Annotated in this window: 20 protein-coding genes; 14 read left to right on the top strand and 6 right to left on the bottom strand. The window is 48.6% G+C overall.

Annotated elements, in window-relative coordinates:
- Positions 1 to 86: 86 nt before the first annotated feature.
- From ACOJUO_RS07560 to ACOJUO_RS07585, 6 genes are all read left to right on the top strand, one after another.
- On the top strand, positions 87 to 1,265 hold the full coding sequence (locus ACOJUO_RS07560; RefSeq protein ID WP_422136127.1) for a diacylglycerol/lipid kinase family protein: 1,179 nt from the start codon (positions 87 to 89) through the stop codon (positions 1,263 to 1,265).
- Positions 1,266 to 1,459: 194 nt separating this feature from the next.
- Positions 1,460 to 2,668, top strand: a complete 1,209-nt coding sequence (locus tag ACOJUO_RS07565) for a diacylglycerol/lipid kinase family protein (RefSeq protein WP_422139421.1) — start codon at positions 1,460 to 1,462, stop codon at positions 2,666 to 2,668.
- A 27-nt stretch (positions 2,669 to 2,695) separates the two neighbouring features.
- On the top strand, positions 2,696 to 3,301 hold the full coding sequence (locus ACOJUO_RS07570; protein ID WP_422139422.1) for an SCO family protein: 606 nt from the start codon (positions 2,696 to 2,698) through the stop codon (positions 3,299 to 3,301).
- A 16-nt stretch (positions 3,302 to 3,317) separates the two neighbouring features.
- Entirely contained in the window at positions 3,318 to 4,403 is a 1,086-nt protein-coding gene (locus tag ACOJUO_RS07575) for a COX15/CtaA family protein (protein WP_422139423.1), read from the top strand.
- Entirely contained in the window at positions 4,400 to 5,317 is a 918-nt protein-coding gene (cyoE, locus tag ACOJUO_RS07580) for a heme o synthase (protein ID WP_422136131.1), read from the top strand. The genes ACOJUO_RS07575 and cyoE overlap by 4 nt, the downstream gene beginning before the upstream one ends.
- Before the next feature lie 92 nt (positions 5,318 to 5,409).
- Positions 5,410 to 6,072, top strand: a complete 663-nt coding sequence (locus ACOJUO_RS07585; RefSeq protein WP_422136132.1) for an SCO family protein — start codon at positions 5,410 to 5,412, stop codon at positions 6,070 to 6,072.
- A 42-nt stretch (positions 6,073 to 6,114) separates the two neighbouring features.
- Here ACOJUO_RS07585 and znuB read toward each other — a convergent pair whose 3' ends face one another.
- The 5 genes from znuB to ACOJUO_RS07610 all read right to left on the bottom strand — a co-directional run bounded on the left by znuB (position 6,115) and on the right by ACOJUO_RS07610 (position 10,739).
- Positions 6,115 to 6,897, bottom strand: coding sequence for a zinc ABC transporter permease subunit ZnuB (gene znuB, locus ACOJUO_RS07590; RefSeq protein WP_422136133.1), 783 nt, complete (start codon positions 6,895 to 6,897; stop codon positions 6,115 to 6,117).
- The gene (gene znuC / locus ACOJUO_RS07595; RefSeq protein WP_422137055.1) at positions 6,890 to 7,669 is read right to left on the bottom strand and encodes a zinc ABC transporter ATP-binding protein ZnuC; all 780 of its coding nucleotides are present in this window, start codon (positions 7,667 to 7,669) and stop codon (positions 6,890 to 6,892) included. The genes znuB and znuC overlap by 8 nt, the downstream gene beginning before the upstream one ends.
- 74 nt (positions 7,670 to 7,743) lie before the next feature.
- Positions 7,744 to 8,229 (bottom strand): Fur family transcriptional regulator, encoded by a 486-nt coding sequence (locus ACOJUO_RS07600; protein ID WP_422136134.1) that lies wholly within the window; start codon positions 8,227 to 8,229, stop codon positions 7,744 to 7,746.
- 229 nt (positions 8,230 to 8,458) lie between these two features.
- Positions 8,459 to 10,156, bottom strand: coding sequence for a C2H2-type zinc finger protein (locus ACOJUO_RS07605; RefSeq protein WP_422139424.1), 1,698 nt, complete (start codon positions 10,154 to 10,156; stop codon positions 8,459 to 8,461).
- Positions 10,157 to 10,328: 172 nt separating this feature from the next.
- Entirely contained in the window at positions 10,329 to 10,739 is a 411-nt protein-coding gene (locus ACOJUO_RS07610; protein ID WP_422136136.1) for a DUF2782 domain-containing protein, read from the bottom strand.
- 158 nt (positions 10,740 to 10,897) lie between these two features.
- Between ACOJUO_RS07610 and polA the strand changes: the two genes are divergently transcribed.
- A complete protein-coding gene (gene polA / locus ACOJUO_RS07615) occupies positions 10,898 to 13,636 on the top strand; it encodes a DNA polymerase I (protein WP_422139425.1) in 2,739 nt (912 codons plus the stop codon).
- Positions 13,637 to 14,279: 643 nt separating this feature from the next.
- Here the strand turns inward: polA and yihA are convergent.
- On the bottom strand, positions 14,280 to 14,903 hold the full coding sequence (yihA, locus tag ACOJUO_RS07620) for a ribosome biogenesis GTP-binding protein YihA/YsxC (RefSeq protein WP_422136138.1): 624 nt from the start codon (positions 14,901 to 14,903) through the stop codon (positions 14,280 to 14,282).
- Between the two features lie 437 nt (positions 14,904 to 15,340).
- On the opposite strand from yihA, the gene ACOJUO_RS07625 reads away from it, so the two are divergent.
- The 7 genes from ACOJUO_RS07625 (at position 15,341) to ACOJUO_RS07655 (ending at position 20,007) form a co-directional block, all read left to right on the top strand.
- Positions 15,341 to 15,949, top strand: a complete 609-nt coding sequence (locus ACOJUO_RS07625; RefSeq protein WP_422136139.1) for a c-type cytochrome — start codon at positions 15,341 to 15,343, stop codon at positions 15,947 to 15,949.
- Between the two features lie 318 nt (positions 15,950 to 16,267).
- Positions 16,268 to 16,963, top strand: coding sequence for a thiol:disulfide interchange protein DsbA/DsbL (locus tag ACOJUO_RS07630; RefSeq protein WP_422136140.1), 696 nt, complete (start codon positions 16,268 to 16,270; stop codon positions 16,961 to 16,963).
- A 65-nt stretch (positions 16,964 to 17,028) separates the two neighbouring features.
- Positions 17,029 to 17,901 (top strand): endonuclease/exonuclease/phosphatase family protein, encoded by an 873-nt coding sequence (locus ACOJUO_RS07635; RefSeq protein ID WP_422136141.1) that lies wholly within the window; start codon positions 17,029 to 17,031, stop codon positions 17,899 to 17,901.
- Positions 17,898 to 18,461 (top strand): adenylyltransferase/cytidyltransferase family protein, encoded by a 564-nt coding sequence (locus ACOJUO_RS07640; protein WP_422139426.1) that lies wholly within the window; start codon positions 17,898 to 17,900, stop codon positions 18,459 to 18,461. The genes ACOJUO_RS07635 and ACOJUO_RS07640 overlap by 4 nt, the downstream gene beginning before the upstream one ends.
- An 8-nt stretch (positions 18,462 to 18,469) precedes the next feature.
- Positions 18,470 to 19,084 (top strand): NUDIX domain-containing protein, encoded by a 615-nt coding sequence (locus tag ACOJUO_RS07645; protein ID WP_422139427.1) that lies wholly within the window; start codon positions 18,470 to 18,472, stop codon positions 19,082 to 19,084.
- Positions 19,056 to 19,655, top strand: coding sequence for a hypothetical protein (locus ACOJUO_RS07650; RefSeq protein ID WP_422139428.1), 600 nt, complete (start codon positions 19,056 to 19,058; stop codon positions 19,653 to 19,655). Before ACOJUO_RS07645 ends, ACOJUO_RS07650 begins: the two co-directional genes overlap by 29 nt.
- Before the next feature lie 10 nt (positions 19,656 to 19,665).
- Positions 19,666 to 20,007 carry a hypothetical protein gene (locus ACOJUO_RS07655; protein WP_422136145.1) on the top strand — a complete coding sequence of 114 codons (342 nt, stop codon included), beginning with the start codon at positions 19,666 to 19,668 and terminating at the stop codon, positions 20,005 to 20,007.
- Positions 20,008 to 20,009 lie beyond the last annotated feature (2 nt).

Here is a 20,009-nt window from a genome sequence, read left to right on the forward strand (position 1 = left end):
TGTATCTTCGGTAAATGCCTCAGTCGGGCCCGGACAGAGCCAACAAAAACAGTTACCCGTGACCGACAGAAAGGGGATGGTTTACTGTGAATAGTCGAGTTTTTTATTCATATGTTCTGCTGCTTTTTGTATTTCTTATTCCTGTAAACGGATTTGCAGCGATTCGCCATGCCTGCTTTATCGTCAATCCTGCCAGTAATAATGGTAAAGGTTGGAGGGTTTGGGACAGAATTGAAGAAGCGGTCGACCAGCACTACACAGCAGTTGGCTCACAAGACCAGGCTGCAGCTGCGCTACAAGCGACATATAACGTTTTTTTTACAGAACATGCGGGTCATGCAACGGAACTGGCAATGCAGGCATATCTGGACTGGCAGCAGGGGCAACATGATCAGGAAGATCAGTTACTGATTGTTGCTGTTGGTGGCGATGGCACTGTCCATGAGGTGGTTCAGGGTCTTGAAGGTCAACCACAAGTTGTTATTGGTGTTATACCAGCGGGTAAGGGAAACGACATTGCGAAAACACTCCGATTGGGTAAACCGATGCATGCCCTTCGGACATTGGTTTATGGCACTCCTATGCCTTTTGGTGCCTACAAAATTGAAGGTTGTGAAAGAGGCAGTTGCGAGAAGAAAACGGTTCTGGCAGTGAATGAGTTTGAGCTGGGTGTGATGACCCAGATGAAAAAAAAGAAAGATGAACACGACAGTGGTGAGCGACCAAGCCGACTGCTTAGATATTCACCAAGAAGTATGGCCTATCCAATGTTAGCCTTCAGTTCAGCAATGAGATGGAATACACCCAATGTCAGGTGTCGTTTTGATCGTGGAAGCTATCATGATATCCCCTTGAATTTTCTGGCAGCAGGGACAGGGCCGACGGTAGGAGGCGGGCTTACCCTTTATAACGATATGGGACCGTCCAGATTCTTTGGAGAGCTGCTTTATAATCAGCACAGGACTCATCCTGTTTGGACACTTATTCAGATTAACATGGAGACAAGCACGCACCTCATTTGGAGACTTATCAAGATGACCATTGGGAGATTATTCCACTGGCCAGGTATGCAGCGGCTTTGCTTTACTCAACTGAATATTGAAAACGAGGTTGAGACACCTCTGTCTATTCAGGTCGATGGTGATATTTTACTGCAAACACCCGCACAAATAACCTGGCTGAGGGGGTTGTTCCAGTTTATGAGACCTCCCGAACATGGAGAACTCGGTCATGCCCTGATGTATCTCGATGAAGTGGAGGATTAAAGAGCCAGGAAAAAGCAGGGTTCCATTTAAATTTTCAGTGTGGCTATCAGACTGTTTCTCAGAAAAACCTCAGCTAAGCTATCCAATGGTTTTTAATGGCTGGGTTTGTATCTATGGCAATTACCACCGCCAGGCCCGGATCAATGCCAACAAAAACAGGTATCCGTGACTGACAGAAAAGGGGATGGTTTACTGTGAGTAGTCGAGTTTTTTATTTATATGTCCTGCTGCTTTTTGTGTTTCTTATTCCTGTATATGGATTTGCAACGATTCGTCACGCCTGCTTTATCGTCAATCCTGCCAGTAATAATGGTAAAGGTTGGAGGGTCTGGGACAGAATTGAAGAAGCGGTCGACCAGCACTATACAGCAGTCGGCTCACAAGACCAGGCTGCAGCTGCGGTACAAGCGACATATAACGTTTTTTTTACAGAACATGCGGGTCATGCAACGGAACTGGCAATGCAGGCATATCTGGACTGGCAACAGGTGCAACACGATCAGGAAGATCAGTTATTGATTGTTGCTGTTGGTGGCGATGGCACTATCCATGAGGTGGTTCAGGGTCTTGAAGGTAAACCACAAGTTGTTATCGGTGTTATACCGGCGGGTAAGGGAAACGACATTGCGAATACACTCCGATTGGGTAAACCGATGCATGCCCTTCGGACATTGGTATATGGCACTCCTATGCGCTTTGGTGCCTATAAAATTGAAGGTTGTGAAAGAGGCAGTTGCGAGAAGAAAACGGTTCTGGCAGTGAGCGAGTTTGATCTGGGTATGGCGACCCAGATGAAAAAAAAGAAAGACGACCACAACAGTGGTAAACGACCAAGCCGACTGCTCAGATACTCACCCAGAAGTATGGCCTCTGCAATGTTAGCCATCAGTTCAGCGATGAGATGGAATACACCCATAGTCAGGTGCACTACTGATAATGGCAGGTTCAATATTCCATTGAATTTTCTGGCCGCAAGTACAGGGCCAACGTTCGGAGGTGGAATCGCCCTTTTTAATTACATGCTCCCGATCTGTACGCGGGGAAAGCTGCTTTATAGTCATCAGAGGACGCATCCCATTTGGACACTTATTCAGATGACTATGGAGAGATTACTCAATTGGTCAGGTCTGACTCGGACGAATATGCAGAAATTACGCAATTGGTCAGGTCAACGGGAGCTTGTTTTTACTCAACTGGGCATTCAACATCAGGATGAGACACCGCTGTCTATTCAGGTCGATGGTGATATTTCACTGCAAACACCGGCACAAATAACCTGGTTGTCGTCAGCGTTCCGGTTTATGAGACCTCCCGAATATGGAGAACTCGGTTATGCCCTCATGGACCTTGACGGAGCCGGGGATGATCCGGATTCCTTTTATATTTTGAGTGCAGAAATGTGACTATCTAATCAACCGGGTATTATAAGAATGAAAAGAGTAAAGAAAACAAAAAGTCGCTGGCAACTGGCTCTGGTTATTCTCATGCCATCTCTGGCAATGGGTTTGGCTTGGTACTTTTATTTCTTTGGAACACAGTTTGTGCCGGATGGTCGTACGAACAAAGGTGAACTGTTGTTACCCCCTGCCAGCTTCCAGAGTATGACGCTTGAGAAAAATAATGAAATGTTTGATCTGCAAGGGCTGGAGGGACGTTGGGGGGTTCTGGTGTTTGGTGACGATGCCTGTTCTGATCAGGCCTGTCAGGAAGCGCTCTATCAAACCCGTCAGGCGCATCTGGCGCTGGGTAGAGACAGTGATCGGGTCGTTCGGGTGTTCATTTCTTCCTCATCGAATCCTGAATTAAACAAGCGTTTACTCAGCGAACACCCTGATCTGATCTGGTTAGGCAGTCGTAAAGAATCGGTGTTGAAGGCTCTGGGTAAAAACCCGGGTGAAAAAAGAGAATGGCCAACCAATGGCTTTTACATCGTTGACCCCCTGGGGAATATCATGATGAAGTATCAGCCAGGGCAGTACGGTGGAGATTTATTAAAAGACTTAAGGAAGTTGCTTAAAGCATCAAACATCGGCTGACATTGAAAGGTGTTCTATGACGACAGCGTCTATTAAAAAAACAAGAAGCCAGACAAAACGACAGAGAACGGGTTTTTATCTCTCCCTGTTTGCAACCTTGCTGGCCGCTGTGGTTGTCGGGTTAGGGGCTTATACACGACTGGTTCACGCAGGACTGGGTTGTCCTGACTGGCCAGGTTGTTATGGCTTCCTGACAGTACCTGAAACAGCGCAGGAAATAGCCATAGCGGAAACACTCTTTCCCCATGCCCCGGTAGAGGTCGACAAAGGCTGGGCTGAAATGGTGCATCGGTATGTCGCAGGCTCCCTGCTGCTGCAGGTTTTGATGATCGCCATTCAGGCCGTCCGGAACCGGAAAGAGCCGGGACAGCCATTAAAACTGCCTTTATTGATTCTGGGGCTGATTATTCTGCAGGCGGCTTTCGGCATGTGGACTGTGACATTAAAGCTCTGGCCCCAGGTGGTGACCGCTCATCTTCTGGGTGGCTTTGCTACCTTTAGTTTGTTGTTTTTACTGACCCTTCGTTTATCCGGATTGGTTTGGCCAAAACTCCCCTCCTCTGGCCAGAGAGATCGGCTGCGAGGCTTAGCCGCTGTCGGACTGCTGGTGTTGATTTTACAGATCACACTGGGAGGCTGGACCAGCTCCAACTACGCCGCCCTGGCCTGTCCTGATTTTCCTATGTGTCAGGGGCAATGGCTGCCTGAGGCTGATTTTGCCGACGGTTTGAATGTCAGCCAGTCTATTGGTCCGAATTATCTGGGTGGAAAAATGGACTCTGAAGCCCGGACTGCTATACATCTTTTACACCGATTAGGGGCACTGGTGACTACGGTGTTTCTGCTGTTCCTTTTTGTACAGGTACTTCGATATAGTAATACACAGTTGTCTAATAACCGAAACAGCCTGAGAGTGCTGGCCACTTTGATGCTTCTGGCTCTGCTGGTACAGGTCATTTTGGGGGTCAGTAACATCCTGGGCAGCCTGCCACTTTCAGTGGCAGTGGCCCATAATCTGGGAGGTGCTGTTTTGCTGTTGACACTGGTGGCTCTCAACTTCCGTATGAACATATCTGAAGGATTCAGTGAGGTTCAATCATGAGTAAGGTCATTCAAAAGAGCAGTAGTGCATCCCTGCAGGAATCCGCTCACTGGCGTGATTATCTTGAGCTGACCAAACCCAGGGTGGTCGCCCTGATGGTTCTGACGGTAGTGATTGGTATGTGCCTGGCAACGCCGGGCATGGTGCCCCTGGATATTCTGCTGTTTGGTAATCTGGGCATTGCTCTCTCGGCCGCTTCCGCTGCGGTGATCAATCATGTGGTCGATCGACAGATTGATGCGGTTATGGCCAGAACCCACAAGAGACCGGTAGCCACAGGGCGTGTTGAGCCACTTCAGGCTTTGTTGTTTGCCTTTACTCTGGGTGTGCTGGGCATAGGGATTCTGGTGTTTCTGGTCAACCCTTTGACCGCCTGGCTGACACTGGCCTCACTGATGGGTTATGCCGTGATTTACACTCTGATTTTAAAGCGTGCTACTCCACAGAATATTGTCATTGGCGGGATTGCCGGTGCCTCCCCTCCCCTGCTGGGATGGACGGCAGTGACCGGACACTTTGAAGGACACGCCCTGCTGCTGGTCTTGATTATTTTCGCCTGGACGCCTCCTCACTTCTGGGCTTTGGCTATTCATCGCAAAGCTGAATATGCCAGGGCGGACATTCCCATGTTGCCGGTGACTCATGGAGAGGCATACACCAAACTGCATATTTTGCTGTATACAGTGATCATGATTCTGGTCAGTGTTCTGCCTTTCCTGACTGGCATGAGTGGTACTGTTTATCTGGCGGGTGCATTGATTCTCGGGGGGCGCTTTCTTTACTGGGCTATTGCTCTGTTGCGAGAAAGCAGGCCCCACGCCGCCATCAAGACGTTCAAGTATTCCATTACCTATTTGATGTTGCTCTTCGTGGTATTGCTGGTGGATCATTACACGTTCTATTTGTGGCTTTAACAGGCATAGGCTTGAAAGCAGCCACAGTTTTTTTCGAGCTGTATACGAGCCGAGGGCTTTTTTTATGAGCTTAGGGCTCCAGAGGATTGTCCATGGAATCTGGGATCAGAAACAACGTGAATAAAACAGTATTGATTCTGGTGGCCATTGTTGCGGTCATTATGGGTCTGACGTTCTACAAGTACACAAACAAGCCATCGTTGACACTGGAAGAGTTACAGCGAATGGGTACAGTGGTTTTCGACAAGCCACGCACCTTTGAAATGAAGGGTATGGTGGATAACAAGGGGCAACCTTTTACCCAAGCCAACCTCGAAGGCAAATGGTCCCTGGTGTACTTTGGTTACACCTTCTGTCCGGACATCTGCCCTACTACGCTGGGTCAGTTGAACCAGATGGATAAGCTGTTGAAGAACGATAACCCTGAAATGGCAAAGAAAATGCATTATTTCATGGTGACAGTTGATCCACGCAGGGACACAGTAGAGAAGCTTAATGGCTATGTCCCACATTTTAACCCTGATTTTGTGGGTGTGACGGGCTCCCAGAAAGCTATCCATAACCTGGCCGTGCAAATGAACATCCCCTACACACCGGTCATCGATCCGGAAGATGAATACTATCTGGTGGATCATGGCGCTAACCTGGTCATCATCAATCCAAAGGGGGACTACCACGGCTTTATCCGCCCGCCTCTGGATTCAGAAAAACTGACACGGGTAATGGTGGGTGTTGATGAGCTTTATCAGGAATAACTCGGTTATCAGGCTTCGGGGCCAGAAAGACTGGCCCGTCGATCAGCTGCGTTTGAAACTCAGACCCAAAACAAAAATCAGGAAGCTACAGACGACAACGGAAGGTCCTGACGGTGTATCCAGTTGCCAGGATGCAGTCAGTCCTCCTGCCACGCTCAGCAAGCCTATGATGCCAGCAATGATAGCCATCTGTTCCGGTGTTCGGGAAAACCTTTGGGCTGTTGCGGCCGGGATAATCATCAGTGAAGTGATCAAAAGCACACCAACAATTTTCATGGCCACAGCAATCACAAGGGCCATCAGTAAGGTCAGAATCAGTTTGGTTCTTCGCACCGGAAAACCTTCAACCTGGGCCAACTCTGCATGAATAGTCATGGCCAGAAGAGGTCGCCACAGCAGGGCCAGAGTGATGAGAACCAGTGCGCCGCCGCCGTATATCCAGAACAGGTCTGTGGGTGAGGTCGCCAGAATGTCTCCAAACAGGTAGGACATCATGTCGATCCGGACGTTCTCGGAAAAACTGATCGCAACAAGACCCAGAGAAAGGCTGCTATGGGCAAGAATCCCCAGGAGTGTATCGGACGCCATTTTTTGTTGTTCCTGCAGCGAGACCAGGAGAACCGCAAGAAACAGCGAGCACACTACAATGGCCAGATTAAGATCAACATCGAGCAGCAGCCCCAGGGCTACGCCCAGCAGTGCCGAATGAGAGAGGGTATCGCCAAAGTAGGCCATCTTTCTCCAGACGACAAAACAACCCAGAGGCCCTGCCACTATAGCAACCCCTGATCCTGCCAGCAGTGCGGTAAGGAGCAGTTCAGACATGAGTGCTCCCGGTGTTTTTCTTGTGAATGATATGACCATCAACAGTATGTTCGTGGTCATGGTGGTGAGCGTAAACAGCCAGTTCCTCGGACTCTCCACCAAAAAGTTTCAGATAGGCCGGGTGTTGACGAACCTGATGAGGGTGACCTGAGCAACAGAGGTGCTGGTTAAGGCAAATGACCCGATCTGTTGAGGCCATCACAAGATGAAGGTCATGGGAGACCATTAAGACAGAGCAGCCGTCTTTCAGCTCAGGGTTGTTGCCATTTCTGAGTTCGGTGATCAGGTGATAAAGCTCTTTCTGACCATTGACGTCTACTCCCTGAACCGGCTCATCGAGCACCAGAAGATGAGGTTTGTTGAGCAGTGCCCGGGCTAACAATGTTCTCTGAAGCTCTCCGCCTGAAAGCGAATGAACCGGTGAGTTGATGACGTGGGTTACTCCGGTTCTTGCCAGTGCCGAACGAATCTGTTTTCCTGATTGTCCGGTCAGGGAAAGAAAGCGTTTAACGCTCAGGGGCATGCTTTCGTCAACATGTAATTTTTGTGGCATATAGCCGATACGCAGGCCTTCTTTCATGGTCCGGCTACCGGAATCAGGTGTCTGCAGGCCCAGAACAACTCTGACCAGTGTCGTTTTACCGGCCCCGTTCGGTCCTATCAGGGTCACGATTTCACCCGCTTTTACGTCCAGAGAAATATCGGAAACGACTTCTCGTTCGCGAAACGCAACATGGATGTTGTTCAATCTGATTAACGTCTCTTCAGACATAGGGGCATTCAGATCCTTTGTGGTTACTGTTTTATGGCCAGACGTTTTTTTACAGGCAGAGGCTTGGTCTGAACTCATAATGACTCTTGGAATTTCTGGCAGCTTGAGCACAAACCTGTGAGTTCAATCGCAGTGTCAACGATCTTGAATCCCTGATCAGAGGCACAGGAGCTAATCGACTGGTTAATGGCCTGATGATCGATTTCCTGTGTCACGCGGCACTTCTCGCAGATAAGAAAACAGCTGTTATGTTTTATGCCGGGATGCGGGCAGCCAATAAAAGCGTTAAGAGAGGAGAGACGGTGAACCAGGCCCTGCTCCAACAAGAAGTCCAGGGCGCGATAAACCGTGGGGGGTTGAGCTACCCGCTCTTCCTGCTTCGTCAGTTGGGCAAGAATCTCATAGGCTCCAACGGGTTGATGGCTCTGCCATACCAGTTCCAGTACTTTCTCACGGAGATGGGTCAGCCTGACTCCCCTCTGTTGACAGAGTATACGAGCCTCCTGCAAGGCTTCTGATATACACACATGATGGTCGTGATGCTGGTGGACACTGATCATGACAATGAAAGGTAGTTGGTGAACGATGTTATATTATAACCAAACTTCTATCCATAATCGAAAGAGTATTCATTTCGAACCGGGCGGGAGGTCAATTTCGTCAGAGCTGACGGGCTGATCCTGATTCTCGATGTATTCCTTGATGCAGAGAAAGCCCTTCGAAGTGTAGCTTTATCCGATTATTGTGAGGAATCGTTCCTTAACGGCTGTTACATCATAGTCATTTTATTTACTTCCGATCACCCTGATTTTCAATTCTCTGGCGTTTGCGTTTTGGCTCCTCGCTATGCATCCTGCGACCGTGGGCATTAAGGCCGGCAGAAGAAGCAAACCGGCGATTACAGTCTGGTTTGTCACAGGCATAGGGCTTTTCCATAGTATGTTTACTGCGAGTGTGGGTATCACGCTCGGTTGCAGTAACGAACTGGCGATCACAGTCTTGCTCGTTACAGGCATAAGGCTTTTCACTGGCATGCACCCTGAGAATGTGGGCATCACGGTCGCAAATAAAAGCGAATCGACGATCACAGCCTGGATCGATGCAGGCATGGGGCTTTTCCCTATTATGCATTCTGCGAAAGTGCATGTTGCAGTCGGAATTGGAAATGAACCGGCGACCACAGTTTGGATTGCTGCAGGCATAGGGTTTTTCCATAGTATGCATCCTGCGAATATGTCTATCACGCTCCGTTGCAGAAGCGAACCGGTGATTACAGTCTGGATAGGTGCAGAGATGAGGCTTTTCCCTGGCATGTATCCTACGAATGTGGGCATTGCGGTCGCAAATAACAGCGAACCGGCGATTACAGTAAGGATCGGTGCAGGGATAGAGTTTTACCTCAGTATGCTTCCTGAGAACGTGGGCATTACGGTTGGAAATAGAAGCGAACTGACGATTACAGTCTGAATCTGTGCAGGCATGAGGCTTTTCCCTGCCATGCATCCTGCGAGCGTGGGCATTTCGGTTGGAAACAGAAGTGAACCGGCGATTGCAGTCTGGAGCGATGCAGGTATGGGGCTTTGCTGTTTCTGAGGCGGCTTCGGGGAAATTGGCTTTTGTAGGGGTATCAAAGTAGAATTCGGGGTGCTCACAAAATGATTCACCACAAGTTCGGCAAGGCTCGATATCTTCATGATGGTTTTCTTCTGTCTCCGCGTTTTCTGATGTGTCTTCGCTCGTGCCTTCATCCTCATTTTCCTGATTCTTGGTATTCTCAGGACTTGATTGGCCTTCATTGCCTGTCGCTCCTTCACTGTTTCCATCACCGGGCGAGGCTCTGCTTATTTGGCTTTGATCATCGGAACAGCGCGGCAGGCAGTAGCGGGTATCAGGCTTTAAGGGTGTCTCCTCGTGAGCTGGCTCTTCATATCGAATATTTGCATCATTGGAGTCATCAGGCTCATTCCCACTCTCTTCAAAGACATACCACTCGATAGTTTCATCCTCTCCGTCCTGTTTACCCTCACGTACCGGCCCATCTGTGCATTCCCAGTAGCTGCGAAATAACTTCGGCCATCTGCCCTGTTTGTAAGCTTCAGTCCCCGAGTCAAACTCAGGGAATACACTCTGCCCGGCAAGGGACACTGAAGTTGATGATGGGAGTGATGCGTTGAATTTCAGTTGTGAAATACTCTGGGGAGATAGTCCGAGCTTGATGCTTTTGGTGGGCTGGAGCCGGACACGGGCTGGATCCTTGTTCCCGAAACACAGCTGTTCTCCCTGGATTTTCGTAGTTATGCAATGTGTGTCAGGGAATGGAAGGACATTCGCTTCTTTGAGGTATATTGCTTGCGTGGATGTGACCTCAACAAAAAGTTGTTGGGTGGTCAAAAGTGTTCTGCCGTGCGCCATAAAAAAGGCAAGATATTCGTCCATGCTGTAGCAATTTGAGCTGACTTTGCTGAAGGCCGCGATCCAAATCAGCAAGAATTTTTTTACAGCTTGCAATGTTCGAGTTTTCCTTTGAATGTAAGTTGAAAACTCAGGTTAGACAATCTTGGTGATAGTGAGGCGTTTTAAGCAGAAATCATTGCAAAATCGTGAACAGGTAGCAGCCTGACGGGAATCCCGCACCCACTGAGAGTAAAGGCTCAGCCATCTACTCCCATTTAAAAATAGTCCAGGATGGAATCAGCATTTCGGGTTTGGTGGGATCTATAAAGTTACCCATATGATCCGCTGCGACCAGATAGTAAGGTTCGCCAAACTCGGGGGTGACATGGATCCCGTAAAGAAAGCCATTAATTCGGTATTCCTTTATGATTCCTTGGCTGCCGGGACGAATGACTACGGTAGTGTCATCCCTTTGCTCAAGATCTTCCGGACGCAGGTTTTTAGGAATTTTTTCAAAATCTTCCTTGCTGATCGTTGTCGATTCAGGTTGAACGACTTTGGGAGGCTTTTCCAGAGCAGCTTCTGTCGGGTTGGATGACGGTGGAGAGTTGGCACAGCCGAGAAGAAATAAAGACATGATTGCAGCAAAAGCCATTGAACCTGTTACTGATTTCATAGCGTGCCCCAAGTAATAACCATGTGTCCGTTTGCAAAAAGAGATTAAAATAGCAGTCTACTCCAATATTTGGGAGGCTGTAGCCGATGGTGTTCAGTTATATAAATGTCTGAATGCTACTTTTGCGACAGTCTCTTTAACCAGAGATCAATTCAGCAATGTCAGACCAAGCCAATCCGCCCCTTGTGCTCGTAGATGGATCTTCTTACCTCTATCGGGCTTTCCATGCTTCAGAACGAGCGAACCTGAGAACATCAGACGGTCGTCCAACAGGTGCTATCCGTGTGATGACGAACATGCTGAAGAGTCTGCTTAAGGAGTATCCGGGCAGTCCTGTAGCGGTCGTCTTTGATGCTAAGGGGAAAAACTTCCGGCATGATCTGTACGAGGAGTACAAGGCAACCCGCAAGCCTATGCCGGACGATCTGCGCTCACAGGTCCAACCGATTCACGAAATGGTTCGAGCCCTGGGTATGCCGTTGTTGATGATTGAGGGTGTGGAAGCAGACGATGTCATTGGCACTCTGGCAAGAGAAGCCACTGAGAAAAAAATTGCTACCGTCATCTCAACCGGTGACAAGGATATTGCGCAATTGGTTTCTGAGCATGTCACTTTGATCGACACCATGAACGATACCCGTACTGATCTGGATGGCGTTGTGGACAAGTTTGGTATTCCAGCGCACCTGATTATTGATTATCTCGCCCTGATGGGTGACTCCAGTGACAATATTCCCGGCATGCCCGGGGTTGGTCAGAAAACCGCTTTGGCTCTGTTACAGGGGATTGGCAGTATTGACGAGATTGCCAAACGTCTGGATGAAGTCCCTGCCCTGGGCTTCAGGGGCAGCAAAAATTTTGCTCCCAAGTTTGAAGAGCACCAGGATCTTGTGTGGCTTTCCCGGGATCTGGCCACTATCAAAACCGATGTCCAGCTGCCTGTTGCAATTGAGGACCTGAAAGCGGAACCGGTAGATAAAAATGCTTTGCTGACTCTCTATAAAGAGTATGAATTCCGTTCCATGATCGCTGAACTGGAAAAAGACATGGACGGAGGCGCAGAAACTGGGTCGGCCAAGCCAGCTGTACACGCTGAATATGAGACGGTTCTCGATCAAGAGACTTTTGGCCGCTGGCAGAAAATATTGAATGACTCGGAGCTGTTTTCTTTTGATACCGAAACCACCAGTCTGAATTATATGGAAGCAGAACTGGTTGGACTCTCTTTCGCTGTAGAAGCGGGTAAGGCCGCCTACGTTCCGGTGGCCCACGACTATGTTGGCGCACCCGGTCAGCTGGATAGAAACTGGGTGCTGGAGCAGCTAAAACCGCTACTGGAGAATCCTGAAAAGAAAAAAGTAGGCCAGAACCTGAAATACGATAAAAGTGTGCTGGCTAACTATGATATCAGTCTGGAAGGTATCCATTGGGATACCATGCTTGAGTCCTATGTGCTGAACTCAACCGCTACCCGCCATGATATGGATAGCCTGGCTCAGAAGTACCTCGACCATCAATGCATCTCTTTTGAAGAGATTGCAGGCAAAGGTAAAAAGCAGCTCACTTTCAACCAGATTGATCTTGAAATAGCGGCGCCCTACGCGGCGGAAGATGCGGACATTACCCTGAGACTGCATGAAACGATTGCCCCTCAACTGGAGCATGAGCCGTCTCTGTACTCTGTATTTCGTGATATAGAAATGCCCCTGGTAGCTGTTATGTCGCGGATGGAAAGGCAGGGAGCCCGAGTTAATGGCCACCTGCTGGCGCAGCAGAGTATGGAGATTGGCGAGCGTCTACATGAGCTTGAAAAGCAGGCTCATGATGCAGCGGGAGAGCCTTTCAACCTGGCGTCTCCCAAACAATTGCAGGCGATTCTGTTTGAGAAGCTGGGTCTGCCGGTCATCAAGAAAACACCGAAGGGGCAAGCTTCCACCGCTGAAGAAGTGCTTCAGGAGCTGGCACTGGATTATCCCCTGCCAAAACTTCTGATTGAACATCGTGGCCTTAGCAAGTTGAAGTCGACTTACACCGATAAGCTGCCCCAGATGATCAATCCGGCCACTGGGCGAATTCATACTTCTTATCATCAGGCGGTGACAGCAACCGGTCGTTTGTCCTCCTCTGATCCTAACCTTCAGAACATTCCTATTCGAACCGAGGAAGGACGCAAGGTTCGCCAGGCCTTTGTCGCTCCTGAAGGCTATCAATTGATTGCTGCTGACTACTCACAGATAGAGCTGAGAATCATGGCTCATCTTTCTGATGACGCCGGTTTGTTGGAAGCCTTTGCGCAGGGTCTGGATATTCACAAAGCCACAGCTGCGGAAGTCTTCGGCGTTGCGCTGGATGAGGTCACTTCAGAGCAGCGCAGAAGTGCCAAGGCGATTAATTTTGGTCTAATCTACGGAATGTCTTCTTTCGGACTGGCCAAACAGTTGGGTATTTCCAGAAAGTCAGCACAAGAGTACATCAACCTTTATTTCGATCGTTACCCTGGTGTGCTTCATTACATGGACCGAACCAGAGAGTCTGCCAAAGAAAAAGGGTATGTTGAGACCTTGTTTGGACGCAGGCTCTACCTTCCCGAAATCAATGCTCGCAATGGTATGCGTCGTCAGGCAGCGGAGCGGACTGCGATCAACGCCCCCATGCAGGGAACGGCGGCAGATATCATAAAAAGAGCGATGGCTCATGTGGATCAGTGGCTTTCAGAGAGTGAACTGGATGCCAGAATGGTTATGCAAGTCCACGATGAGCTGGTGCTGGAAGTAGCAGAGGATCAGCTGGAGATCGTAAAAGCCGGTGTTGTGGAAAAAATGTCCCAGGCTGCAGACCTGAAGGTTCCCCTGGTGGTAGAAGCGGGCTCCGGATACAACTGGGATGAAGCTCACTGATGCATCAATGAGGGTAATGTTTCCACGAAAGATTTGAAGATGTGAAAAAAATATTATTTTTTTCACATCTTCGGGAACTTTTTTGAATTTTGATTGTCTCAGTATATGTAGGGAGGCGAAAAGCCTTTCTGCAAACTCCTTGTGTGTTTAGTGTTGGCAATAAAAGCAACGCTGTGTTTCCCGACACAGTCTGCGAGGAACCGGTTACCTCCCCCCTTGGTAGCCGGTTTTTTTTGCCTGATGACCTGTCAGAAAAAAAATCAAAAATATTTTCATCCATCGGGAACTTTTTAAAAATTCAGTTGTCAAAAGTTGTATAGCGAGGCAAAACCTTGTGTGTATGTTGTGTGTGTTTAGTGTTGGTATTTAAAGCAGTGCTGTGTTCCCCGACTAAGCCTGCAATGAACCAGTTACCGCCCCCCCCCCTTTGGTAACTGGTTTTTTTTTGCCTCGAAGAGCGTCAGGCATTGGACGAGTCTCGTTTGGAAGCTGGAGTTACAACTGTAAGGTTTCTGTTCGGGTCGATAGTCCGATGTGAGAGAAATTCCCCTCCCTTTTCTCTCACTGCAATCTGTGTGTTTGATCTCTCCTTGTCAAGGAGCTTGGCGCTCCAGCCATCTTCCCCCGTTGGCTGGAGCTTTTTTTATTCCAGCGCTTCGTCATCCAACAGCAACCAGGTATCCAGACGTTGTGCCAGTTGATCAACACCGGTTTTCTTAAGGGCAGAAAAAAGTTGTATCGAAATTTGCGGATATTCCGAGAGTTCTCTTTTCAGGTTGTTCAGGGCCTGTTTTGCGACACCGGACTTCAATTTGTCACTTTTGGTTAAAAGAATATGCAGTGGCATTCTGGATTCAATGCTCCACTGGAGCATCATTCGGTCAAATTCCTTCAGAGAGTGGCGGATATCAACCAACAGTACGAGACCCACCAGAGATTCCCGGTTGGTTAAATAATCATCAAGATGTTTTTGCCATTCGATTTTCACAGCTTCCGGTACTTTGGCGTAGCCGTAACCGGGAAGATCAACCAGATGGATGCTCTCTTCGATATTGAAGTAGTTGATCAGTTGGGTGCGCCCGGGAGTTTTACTGGTACGGGCAATTTTTGAGCCCGTCAGGGTATTCAGCGCACTGGATTTACCTGCATTGGAGCGACCAGCAAAGGCAACTTCCCTGCCATTGTCGGGCGGGCACAGTTTCAGCTTGGGAGCGCTGGTCAGAAATTTGGCCTTGCGATAATTTAAACCGGTTCTGGTTTCACTCATGTGTCAGACCTGTCAGGAAGCTCCCTGGTCCGGGAGTTTCGCTATAGAAATGAAAAGTTGGCGCAATTTTGCTTGACTTGTGGGGCAAATGGAATAGCCGCGAAGTATTTGCCGACAATTGGCAACCGCTGGTCGCAGGCTAAATGCCCCCAAAAAAAACAGTTTGTCTGAACACCGGCGAATTTACTGGGCTCAACGACCTATCGGAAAATAGCATTAAGGTATATAATGGCCATCGTTTTGAGGCATATGCAGCCATTTTAATCCAGCTTTTTCAGAATAGAGGCCGAGCACAGGTCGAAAAAAGTAGCTGAATAAAGAGGATGTTTGTAAAGACAGAGGGGTCTCCGCCTTTACAATCAGACGCTGAGCAGCTGACTGGAAGGGTTGGGATAATAACAGTCACTCATGGCAAGTGCCGTAGCTGGGTCAGGTTAATGAAAAAAGTTATTTTCGGTCTGGTAGTGTCCTTGGGGGTATCAGGTGTGGCATTTGCGAAGGGGGATGCAAATGCTGGAAAAGCCAAAGTGGCAACCTGTACCGCCTGCCATGGAGCAACAGGTGTAAGCCTGGCGCCCAATTTCCCCAATCTGGCAGGACAGGGCGAACGCTATCTGGTTAAACAGATTTCAGACATTAAAGCCGGTAACCGCAATGTTCCGGAAATGGCGCCTTTTGTAGGGCAGCTTACAGAACAGGATATCGAAGATATTGCTGCTTTCTATGCGAGCCAGCCTGCGCCAAAGGGGATAGCCGATCCTCAACAGGTGGGGCTGGGTGAACAGCTGTACCGCTTTGGTGATCAGAAGAAAGGTATTCCTGCTTGTGCAGCCTGTCATTCTCCAACGGGTCAGGGTAATTCCCTGGCAGGCTTCCCGAAAATCAGTGGTCAACACGCTCAATACACCGCCAAGCAGTTGCGTGATTTCCGAGAAGGTGAGCGTGTTAATGACGGTGATACCAAAGTGATGAGAAGCATCGCTGAAAAACTGAGCAACAAAGAAGTAGACGCTCTGTCGAGTTACATCAGTGGTCTGCGGCAATAGCGGCGGCCGGTTGAGCAGAACTGATGTCTGGCGATTCGGCCGTAAGCACAAAAAACGGTTTGCAATGATAAGTTGTAAACCGTTTTTTTATGATTGGAAGAAAGGTAGAAAAATTTTTCTTTGTATGGGCTTTTTAACGTAAAATTTTTTTTATCAATAGTCCGACATTCAACAAGAATTTGCTTTGAAAATACCTTATCTTTCCTGATCGATACGATAGGATAACAGAGAGGGTTACCTCTGCTTGGACTCACTGCCCAGACTTCTGTTAACTTGTCACTCTGATAGATCATTATAAAAGCCTTGGAGTGTTTTTAGATGCCAAAACAACTGAAATTTTTATGGTTGGCTCTGGTTTTGCCATTAATGGCGCAGGCTGCTGTGCAAGACAAATATAAGGAAGGTCAGGACTATCGGGTACTGCCTGATCCGGTTCAGACTTCAGTGAAGAAAGGCCAGATCGAAGTGGCTGAAGTCTTCTGGTATGGCTGCCCACACTGCTACACTCTGGAACCCATTGTTGAGCGTTGGAAGCCTTCTCTGGAAAAAGACACCCGCGTTCTTCGTACGCCCGGTTTCTTTGGTCCAAACATCTGGAAAACCCATGCCCAGCTTTACTACACCTTGGAAACCATGATACCTGAAGAGAAAAAACTGAACGAGATACACAAAAGTATTTTTGTTGAAATCCAGAATAGAAATAACCGTCTTGGCGACGTAAAAACTATGAGTAATTTTCTTCAGGAGCGCTACGGCATTAATTCCAAGCAGTTTGCAAGCTTCTATAATTCCTTCGGAGTTCTGAACCTGATGAATCAGGGGGGGGCAAAAATCAGAGGTTATCATCTCAATGGTGTTCCAGCTTTGGTAGTCGATGGCCGATATGTAATTGAGCCCAGAGTTGGGTTGGAAAACATGCCCGTTATTGCTGACTTCCTGATCAAGAAAGTGCGTGATGAGCGTGCAGCCCAGCTAAAGCCTAAGGTTAAGGAAGAGTCAAAGGCAAAAAGCTGAACATTTTGACCTCTTCGACAAAATGGATGCCGGGCTGACCAGCATCCAGAATTCAGGTTTAACTGATGCCGATTAGAGCTTTGAAGGGGGCCTTGTCTTCTCGCTTGAAGAGGGACAGAGCTCCGGGATCTGTTCACTGCAGTGAGCTGGTCTATAACCCCCGATCACAAAAGCCCGGACACATTCGTCTACTGAGTTTTAATATCCAGGTAGGCATCAACACCCAGCAATTTCGTCACTATCTGACTCGCAGCTGGCAACATCTGTTGCCTCATTCCAGGCGCGCAAGAACACTGGATCAGATTGCTGCCGCCCTCCCTGATTTTGATCTGGTAGCTCTTCAGGAAGCCGATGGTGGCAGCCTCAGAAGTGGCTTTATCAATCAAACCGAATACCTTGCCCTGAAATGCCAGTTTCCCTATTGGTATCACCAGTTGAACCGGAATCTCGGAAAACTGGCGCAGCACAGTAACGGATTGCTGAGCCGATACAAACCCATCATTCTTGAGGATCATAAACTGCCCGGATTGATTCCCGGACGGGGAGCTATCGTTGCCCAGTTTGGTGACCAGGGGGATCCTTTAGTTGTGGCGATGATGCATCTGGCTCTCAGCCAGAGGGCCAGAAATAATCAGCTTTCTTATATCAGGGATCTGGTCAGAACTTACAATCATGTGATCCTGATGGGCGATATGAATACCCACGCTGAACAACTGCTAAACAACTCACCCCTGAAAGATACTGACTTGCAGGCTGTTCACTCAGAACTGAACACTTTTCCCAGCTGGCGTCCCAGTCGTTCACTGGATCATATTCTGGTCAGTCCTTCCCTGACAGTGCATCAGGTCGGTGTACTGAATCTGCCAATTTCAGATCATCTGCCCATCGCAGTCGAAGTGGAAGTACCGAAGAGTGTCATTTTGGAAACAACATCATGACCGCCAGGAAAATAGGAGTTTTGGGTTCTGCTTTTAATCCGCCGACGTTGGGGCATCTGGATGTATTGGAACAGGCCCGACAGCAGTTTGACCTGATATTGCTGGTGCCCAATGCTGCCCATGCTTTTTCCAAGTCGATGTTACCGTTTCATCATCGGGTGGCCATGTGCCAGCATCTGGTGAATGCGGTACAACTGCCTCAATGTCAGATAGAAGTCTCAGACATTGAGCAGAAAATGCTGGCAGATAATCCCGAAAAACCGGTATATACCTTTGATTTGTTGGAACTCCTGGAGCAGAAATACCCCAGGGATCAGCTGGGTTTTATCAGAGGGCCCGATAATGCCGATCCCCGGATCTGGAAACGCTTCTATCGGTCTGAAGAGATTGAACAACGCTGGCAGGTCTTTACTGCACTGGAACGACAGAATATTCGAAGCACTCAGGTAAGAGAGCTGTTAGTTTCAGGAAGTTCTGACGATAACAACAAGGAAGCCGTGGCTGCTTTGCTCTTGCCTTCGGTTCATGATTACATTCTTCAGCATCATTTATATCAATAAGGTGTGCCATGAAATTATCTGGTCTGGGAGTCGAAGACGCTCATGTTGAAAGTGAAGAGCGAGTCTGGTCTGGATTTCTGAAGCTATGCCGATATAAAGTCAGGCATGCCCTTTTTCAGGGGGGGTGGAGTAAGACACTGGTTCGGGAAGCGGTTTTGCGAGTGCCATCTGTGGGTGTACTTCTCTATGACCCTTTTCTGGAAAAAGTCGTACTGGTCGAACAGTTTCGCATAGGCCCTCTGATGAGCCATGATGACCCCTGGTTGCTGGAAATTGTTGCAGGCATATCCGAGCCGGGTGAATCTCTGGAATCGGTTGCCATTCGTGAAGTGAAAGAAGAAGCCGGTTGTGAAGTGAAGCATCTTTTACCGGTATCCAATTTTTACGTCAGCCCCGGCGCAACCAATGAACGTTTCATGCTCTATTGCGGCATTGTTGATGCCTCATCGGCAGGTGGGGTTTACGGACTGCCGGAAGAAGGCGAAGATATCAGAGTGCATGTGTTGGCAGAAGAAGAAGCCTGGCAGATGGTTGAAGATGGTCGTATTTCCAACGCTCCGGCTATCGTTGCCCTGCAATGGTTAAGGTTGAACCATGGAGAACTTAAAGATTATGTTCAATGAAGCCAGGCCCGGATTTTTAATACTGATTCTAACTGCAGTGCTGGCTCTGACAGGCTGTCAGTACACAGGTTTTAATAACTCGGGTGGTCTGGGCGGTACGGCCGCTTCCTCAGGTCTGTATCGTGAAGGTCTGCCAGGTACCGCTAATTGGGCCGTCCTGCCTTTTATCAATCACAGCGAAGCCTCCAGTATCACTACTCAGGTAGAAAGAATACTGATGGTTAATTTGCCTTCACGGGGTATTGAAGAAGCCCGCTTGTATCCTGAGTCAGAAGTGACGACTGCCTCAAAATCGCTGGAAGCGGCTCATCGCTATCAGAATGGCAAACAGTGGGCTATGCAAAATGATATCAGCTTTGCAATTGCCGGTGAGATTTTCGAGTGGTACTACGATGACAGCGGCAGGCCCAATGTTTCTATGGGACTGACGGTTATTGATATCCGCAGTGGTGAGGTAATCTGGGATATAAACGGTGCCAGTGAAGGCTTGCAGGGTGACGATCTGTTTGATATCAGCCGGGGTTTGATATCCGATTTGCTTCAGTCTTTACCTATCAACCGGCGTATTTAGGAGCAGCAGGATGCTATACGCACTCAAAGACGAGAAAGGTGAAATTCAGGCGGTTGCTGACCAGCCGCTGACTGACGATTGGGAAATCGTCAATCTGGAAGATGAAGCCGTCCATAACTTCCTGCAACGAAACCCGACCATCGGTGGCAAGGTCATGCAGGCGGCGGATGCCGACTTTATCCGGGTACTTGAAGATTTGATTGACCTGCTCATTGATAAGCAGATCATTCAGTTTACCGAGCTGCCAGATCCGGTACAGAATAAACTACTGAACCGACGCCGGTATCGTGAAGAGTTACGTGATCAGGATGATACGACCCATCTGATTGATGGCGACGATGAGATCTTCTAGTT

This window comes from Endozoicomonas sp. ALC020 (assembly GCF_049275935.1).
Classification (GTDB): domain Bacteria; phylum Pseudomonadota; class Gammaproteobacteria; order Pseudomonadales; family Endozoicomonadaceae; genus Endozoicomonas_A.

Excerpts from the sequence above, each read along its gene's own strand:
- ACOJUO_RS07570 (WP_422139422.1), top strand. The coding sequence starts at position 2,696 with ATGAAAAGAGTAAAGAAAACAAAAAGTCGCTGGCAACTGGCTCTGGTT.
- ACOJUO_RS07575 (WP_422139423.1), top strand. The coding sequence starts at position 3,318 with ATGACGACAGCGTCTATTAAAAAAACAAGAAGCCAGACAAAACGACAG.
- cyoE (WP_422136131.1), top strand. The coding sequence starts at position 4,400 with ATGAGTAAGGTCATTCAAAAGAGCAGTAGTGCATCCCTGCAGGAATCC.
- ACOJUO_RS07585 (WP_422136132.1), top strand. The coding sequence starts at position 5,410 with ATGGAATCTGGGATCAGAAACAACGTGAATAAAACAGTATTGATTCTG.
- znuB (WP_422136133.1), bottom strand. The coding sequence starts at position 6,897 with ATGTCTGAACTGCTCCTTACCGCACTGCTGGCAGGATCAGGGGTTGCT.
- znuC (WP_422137055.1), bottom strand. The coding sequence starts at position 7,669 with ATGTCTGAAGAGACGTTAATCAGATTGAACAACATCCATGTTGCGTTT.
- ACOJUO_RS07600 (WP_422136134.1), bottom strand. The coding sequence starts at position 8,229 with ATGATCAGTGTCCACCAGCATCACGACCATCATGTGTGTATATCAGAA.
- ACOJUO_RS07610 (WP_422136136.1), bottom strand. The coding sequence starts at position 10,739 with ATGAAATCAGTAACAGGTTCAATGGCTTTTGCTGCAATCATGTCTTTA.
- polA (WP_422139425.1), top strand. The coding sequence starts at position 10,898 with ATGTCAGACCAAGCCAATCCGCCCCTTGTGCTCGTAGATGGATCTTCT.
- yihA (WP_422136138.1), bottom strand. The coding sequence starts at position 14,903 with ATGAGTGAAACCAGAACCGGTTTAAATTATCGCAAGGCCAAATTTCTG.
- ACOJUO_RS07625 (WP_422136139.1), top strand. The coding sequence starts at position 15,341 with ATGAAAAAAGTTATTTTCGGTCTGGTAGTGTCCTTGGGGGTATCAGGT.
- ACOJUO_RS07630 (WP_422136140.1), top strand. The coding sequence starts at position 16,268 with ATGCCAAAACAACTGAAATTTTTATGGTTGGCTCTGGTTTTGCCATTA.
- ACOJUO_RS07635 (WP_422136141.1), top strand. The coding sequence starts at position 17,029 with ATGCCGATTAGAGCTTTGAAGGGGGCCTTGTCTTCTCGCTTGAAGAGG.
- ACOJUO_RS07640 (WP_422139426.1), top strand. The coding sequence starts at position 17,898 with ATGACCGCCAGGAAAATAGGAGTTTTGGGTTCTGCTTTTAATCCGCCG.
- ACOJUO_RS07645 (WP_422139427.1), top strand. The coding sequence starts at position 18,470 with ATGAAATTATCTGGTCTGGGAGTCGAAGACGCTCATGTTGAAAGTGAA.
- ACOJUO_RS07650 (WP_422139428.1), top strand. The coding sequence starts at position 19,056 with ATGGAGAACTTAAAGATTATGTTCAATGAAGCCAGGCCCGGATTTTTA.
- ACOJUO_RS07655 (WP_422136145.1), top strand. The coding sequence starts at position 19,666 with ATGCTATACGCACTCAAAGACGAGAAAGGTGAAATTCAGGCGGTTGCT.